Raw genomic sequence first — 4,865 nt, 5'->3', positions numbered from 1 at the left:
TGCTGCGGAACTCCTCGAGCAGCCGCGGGAACAGCACCGTGGAGCGGATGGGCGGCACGCCCACGTGGACGCGGTAGCTGCTTTCCGGCCGCCGGGCAAAGTCCGCGTACATCTGGTCGCAGCGCTGGAGGACGCCCTGCGCCATGCGATAGAAGGCCAGCCCGTCGCGGGTGGGCGTCACGCGGTTGCCCGTGCGCGCCAGGAGCTGCACCCCAAACTCGCTCTCCAGGGACTTTATCGCCACCGAGACGGTCGGATGCGACACGTAGAGCTCCTCGGCCGCCTTGGCGATGCTGCCGTGGCGGCACACGGCGCAAAAGTACTCGAGCTGCGTGAGGGTCATGGCACTTCTCCCCAGCGTTGGTTTTGACTACGGCACCAAAGCCATTATGAACTGTTCAAGCTACGGACTGCCATCTATTTTTAACTTACTAAGGGAAGCCGAGGCAGGAGGCACACCATGGCAAACACGAACCAGGAACAGAAGGCGGAGCGGTTCCAGCAGCTGCACAGGACCGACGGGATGTTCGTGATCCCCAACTCGTGGGACGCGGGCAGCGCCTACGTGTACGAGAGGGAGGGCTTCGACTGCGTGGCCACGTCGAGCGCGGGCGTCGCGTACGCGCTGGGCTATCCCGACGGCGAGGACATCACGCTGGACGACCTGGTGCAGGTCGTGCGCAACACGGTGCGCCGCGTCGACATCCCGGTGTCCGCCGACTTCGAGCGCGGCTATGCCTTTGCCGAGGCAGGCGCCGACTGCGTCTTCGTGCCCGGGCCCATGGACGAGGCCACGGTCAGGAGCCTGGTCGCGGGCATCCACGCGCCGCTCAACACCATCCTGAACGGGAGGTTCCACGACTTTGCCCAGCTAAAGAAGATCGGCGTCCGCAGGCTGAGCGTGGGCTCCGGCCCCGTCCGCTACATCGCGGAGAAGGTCATCCACGCTGCCCGCGACATCAGGGCGGGCAAGCCCGAGGAGGTCCTCTCCTGCGGTCTGAGCTACGGCGCCGCCAACGAGTACTTCTCGAAGTAGGCGCCATGAACGAGAGGGAGCGGCTGCGGCTCAAGCAGGACGGCTTCTTTGCGGTGCGCGGCTCCGACCGGCTGTCCGTGCGCTTCTCGTCCGGGGGCGGGGCCTTCAGCGGGAGCCAGATGGCCGTGCTGGGGCGGCTCGCAGACGAGTTCGGCAACGGGAAGGTCGTCATATCGAGCCGCCTTTCGGCCGAGGTCGTGGGAATCGACCCCGCGGACGTGGACCAGGTCAAGCAGATAGCCGACCGGCTGGGCTTCCGGCGCTACCTCGAGGACGTGGGTGCGCAACCCGCGCAAACTTAGGTACGATTTGACTGTTCGCCCCACCGGGAAGGAGGACCATGTACTGCACGGAATACCGCACGCCCATCGTGGGGACGCTCACCGTCACGAGCGACGGCCGGGGCGTCACCGGCTGCTGGTTCGACAACGACCGCCACTTTGGCTACGGCCTGGAGGACGCGACGCTTGAGCGCCGGGACGACGTGCCCGCGCTCACGCAGGCCCGCGCCTGGCTCGACCGCTACTTCGCGGGCGAGAAGCCCGACCCCCGCGAGCTGCCGCTCATCGCGCACGGGACGGAGTTCCAGCTGCTCGTGCGCGAGGCACTTCTCGCCATCCCCTACGGTCAGACCACGACCTACGGCGCCATCGCCAAGCGGCTCGAGGCCCAGACGGGACGCCGCCAGTCGCCGCGCGCCGTGGGCTGCGCCGTCGGGCACAACCCCCTGTGCGTGATCGTGCCCTGCCACCGCGTGGTCGGGGCAAACGGCAGCCTGACCGGCTTCGGGGGCGGCATCGACCGGAAGGTCGCACTTCTCGAACACGAAGGCGCGCTGAGGCCCGAGTTCAAGGTCCCCCGCAGGGGAACGGCCCTGGAGGGCATCCCCAACGCGGCGCTCGCGTTTGGGGCGAGAAGGGCATGACGCGCTACTTCGAGTACGGCGACACCGAGGTCAACTACCTCAAGGCCCACGATAAGAAGCTGGCAGCCGCCATCGACGCGGTGGGTCACGTGTACCGCCCGATGGACGAGGGCAGCCTGTTCTCCGGCATCGTGCACCACATCATCGGGCAGCAGGTATCCAGCGCGGCGCAGGCCACCGTGTGGGCGCGGCTGCAGGACCAGCTGGGCGAGGTCACGCCGGGGACGGTGGACGACGCCTCCGTGGAGGAGCTCCAGTCCTGCGGCACCACGTTCAAGAAGGTCGAGTACATCAAGGGCGTCGCCAGCCGCGTGATGTCAGGCCAGCTCGACCTGGACGCCGTCAGGCACATGCCCGACGAGGAGGCGATCCAGGCGCTGAGCTCGCTTCCGGGAATCGGCCGCTGGACCGCCGAGATGCTCCTTCTCTTCAACCTCGGCCGTCCGGACATACTGTCCTACGGCGACCTTGCCATCCAGCGCGGGATCCGCATGGTCTACCACCACCGCAAGGTCACGCGCCAGATGTTCGAGCGCTACCGCAGGCGCTACTCCCCCTACGGCAGCGTTGCCAGCCTGTACCTGTGGGAGATATCGCACATGAACGTCCCCGGCTATGACCACGACTACGCACCCAAGAAGAAAAAGAAGCCACGCACGTAAGGAGCGTCATGCGTACGAAAGAGGCATCGGAGGAAACGTCGCCGTCCTCGCGCGGGGACGGCGACAGGCTCGCAAACTACCTCACGATGCTGGGCCACCTCTGCACCGATATCAACCAGGGCGCGCTTTCCGCCGTCCTCCCCTTCCTCGTGGCGTCAAACGGCTACTCGTACACCGCCGCAACCATGCTCATATTCGCCTCCAACGTGGCGTCCGCCGTCATACAGCCGCTGTTCGGCTGGATGGGCGACCGAAAGGCCCGCCCCTGGTTCATGGCGCTGGGCACGTTCCTGGCGGGCCTCGGCATGTGCGGCATCGGCTTCCTGACCGACTACCGCCTGGTCGTGGCATCCGCCATGGTCTCGGGCATCGGCGTCGCGATGTTCCACCCCGAGGGCGGCCGCGTCGCCAACCTTGCGGGGGGCCGCAGCAAGGCGAGCGGCATGAGCATCTTCGCCGTTGGCGGCAACATGGGGTTCTTCGTGGGCCCCATCCTGACGTCCGCGTTCCTCACGACCTTCGGCATGCACGGAACGCTCGTTTTCCTCGTCCCCGCCATCGCCTGCGCAGTCGTGCTGCTGGCCTTCGACCAGCGCTTCGAGGCGCTCGGCGTGGCACGTCCCGCCGCCGGCACGGGCGAGAAGAGCGTCGAGCACTGGGGTCGCTTCGCCCTGCTGATGGGCGTGCTCTCCATCCGCTCGATACTCTCGTACGGCCTGCTGGCGTTCATCCCGCTGTTCCTCATGGGCGTGCTGGGGCAAAGCGCCGCGCTCAGCTCGCTCGTCATCTCCGCATTCGCCATCGCGGGCGGCATCGCGACGCTCCTCTCGGGGCGCGTGTCCGGAAGCGTCGGCACGCACCAACTCATGGTCGGGTGCATAACGGCCACGGTCGTGCTGACCGTGCTCTTCTCGCTCAACCGCTCGCTCGTCCTGGCCGTGGCGCTGGCCATGCTGCTTGCCGTGTCCACAGACCTGTTCTACCCATCTGCCGTGGCGCTGGGAATGAGCTACGTACCAGGCCATCTGGGCACCGCATCGGGGCTCTCTTACGGCATCGCCGTCTGCGTGGGCGGCGTGGCGGAGCCGTTCCTTGGGGCCGCGGGCGACGCCATCGGGCTGCCTCCGGTCATCATGGCCATGGCCGGGCTGGCCGTCGTGGGCGTCGTGCTCGCACTGGTCCTGACCCGGCTCGACGCACGTCCGTCGCAGGGCTAGACCAATCAACAATTACAAGAACACGTGTTCTCATTTGTGCTATACTGTAACCAAGGTATAGGGGTAGACAAGAGTCTGCGCGGAAGTCCCCAGTGATACACGCAGGCGGGCGGCAGGCCTTTTCTCGCTACCGCACTTGGCTTCCCTAGGCAGGCACGCGCCCCTGTTTGTCGGCACCCGTAAAGCCCGACACGCATGACCCCGGTACAACCCTGGATACGAGGGGGCGCGTCAGCATGCCAAAGAACATCAGGCCAACAAACAGTAGTCTCGATTCCAGTTCCGCGGACGAGAAGGTCTACGCATCGGTTCGGACCACGCTCGAGGAGGCACGCGCGCACGTGGAGCGCGCGGTCAACTCCGCGATGGTGGGCGCGTACTGGGAGATAGGCAGGCAGATTGCCGAGGCGACCGGCGACCGAGCCGAATACGGCAAACACCTGATAGCCTATCTTTCCGAACGCCTCACGGCGGAGTTTGGAAGTTCCTACTCAAAGAGGAACCTCTACCAGATGCAGCAGTTCTACCGTGCGTTCCCAAATGTGCACACGCTGTGCGCACAATTGAGCTGGTCACATTACCGTAGGCTCATGCGCATCCCGGACAAAAGGCGTCGCGAGTTCTACATGCACGCAGCCGCCCAGGATGGTTGGACCGTCCGTCAGCTGGACCATCAAATCGCAACCTTCTATTACGAGCGGCTTCTCAAGACCTCCGAGGACAAGCGGGCAAACATCCAGAGCGAGATCCAGAGCAGCGAACCCAAGACATCGGCAGACCTGCTCATCAAGGACCCGTATGTGCTCGACTTCCTCGATCTGGGAGACCGTACGGATTTCGACGAGAAGACCTTGGAGCAAGCGCTCGTAACCAGGATCCAGGAGTTCATGCTCGAGCTCGGGCGTGGGTTCGCCTTTGTCGGCAGGCAGTATCGCCTTGACGCCGATACCGCAAGCTATTACGTGGACCTCGTCTTCTACAACATCAACCTCAGGTGTCACGTGCTCGTGGAGCTCAAGACGCAT

General features: G+C 65.3%; 7 protein-coding genes. 6 read left to right on the top strand and 1 reads right to left on the bottom strand.

Annotated features, from left to right (window positions below):
• A partial coding sequence (locus tag ACI38Z_RS02370) for a LysR family transcriptional regulator (protein WP_439788583.1) occupies nt 1-343 on the bottom strand: 343 nt, incomplete at its 3' end.
• 117 nt (nt 344-460) lie between these two features.
• Here ACI38Z_RS02370 and ACI38Z_RS02365 point away from each other — a divergent pair.
• The 6 genes from ACI38Z_RS02365 to ACI38Z_RS02340 all read left to right on the top strand — a co-directional run.
• Complete coding sequence (locus ACI38Z_RS02365; RefSeq protein WP_439788582.1) at nt 461-1,036, top strand: isocitrate lyase/phosphoenolpyruvate mutase family protein; 576 nt, start codon at nt 461-463, stop codon at nt 1,034-1,036.
• A gap of 5 nt (nt 1,037-1,041) precedes the next feature.
• A complete protein-coding gene (locus ACI38Z_RS02360; RefSeq protein WP_439788581.1) occupies nt 1,042-1,338 on the top strand; it encodes a hypothetical protein in 297 nt (98 codons plus the stop codon).
• A 38-nt stretch (nt 1,339-1,376) separates the two neighbouring features.
• Nucleotides 1,377-1,961 carry a methylated-DNA--[protein]-cysteine S-methyltransferase gene (locus tag ACI38Z_RS02355; protein ID WP_439788580.1) on the top strand — a complete coding sequence of 195 codons (585 nt, stop codon included), beginning with the start codon at nt 1,377-1,379 and terminating at the stop codon, nt 1,959-1,961.
• Nucleotides 1,958-2,623, top strand: coding sequence for a DNA-3-methyladenine glycosylase family protein (locus ACI38Z_RS02350; RefSeq protein WP_439788579.1), 666 nt, complete (start codon nt 1,958-1,960; stop codon nt 2,621-2,623). The genes ACI38Z_RS02355 and ACI38Z_RS02350 overlap by 4 nt, the downstream gene beginning before the upstream one ends.
• 8 nt (nt 2,624-2,631) lie before the next feature.
• Nucleotides 2,632-3,840 (top strand): MFS transporter, encoded by a 1,209-nt coding sequence (locus ACI38Z_RS02345; RefSeq protein ID WP_439788578.1) that lies wholly within the window; start codon nt 2,632-2,634, stop codon nt 3,838-3,840.
• A gap of 236 nt (nt 3,841-4,076) precedes the next feature.
• Nucleotides 4,077-4,865 (top strand): PDDEXK nuclease domain-containing protein (locus ACI38Z_RS02340; RefSeq protein ID WP_439788577.1); only part of this gene is annotated, 789 nt, incomplete at its 3' end.

This window comes from Parafannyhessea sp., assembly GCF_051876455.1.
GTDB lineage: Bacteria > Actinomycetota > Coriobacteriia > Coriobacteriales > Atopobiaceae > Parafannyhessea.
The sequence above is the reverse complement of the archived record's forward strand: the minus strand, read 5'-3'. Positions and strand labels throughout refer to the sequence as shown.

Coding starts and splice junctions, on each gene's coding strand:
- ACI38Z_RS02365 (WP_439788582.1), top strand. CDS start 461: ATGGCAAACACGAACCAGGAACAGAAGGCGGAGCGGTTCCAGCAGCTG.
- ACI38Z_RS02360 (WP_439788581.1), top strand. CDS start 1,042: ATGAACGAGAGGGAGCGGCTGCGGCTCAAGCAGGACGGCTTCTTTGCG.
- ACI38Z_RS02355 (WP_439788580.1), top strand. CDS start 1,377: ATGTACTGCACGGAATACCGCACGCCCATCGTGGGGACGCTCACCGTC.
- ACI38Z_RS02350 (WP_439788579.1), top strand. CDS start 1,958: ATGACGCGCTACTTCGAGTACGGCGACACCGAGGTCAACTACCTCAAG.
- ACI38Z_RS02345 (WP_439788578.1), top strand. CDS start 2,632: ATGCGTACGAAAGAGGCATCGGAGGAAACGTCGCCGTCCTCGCGCGGG.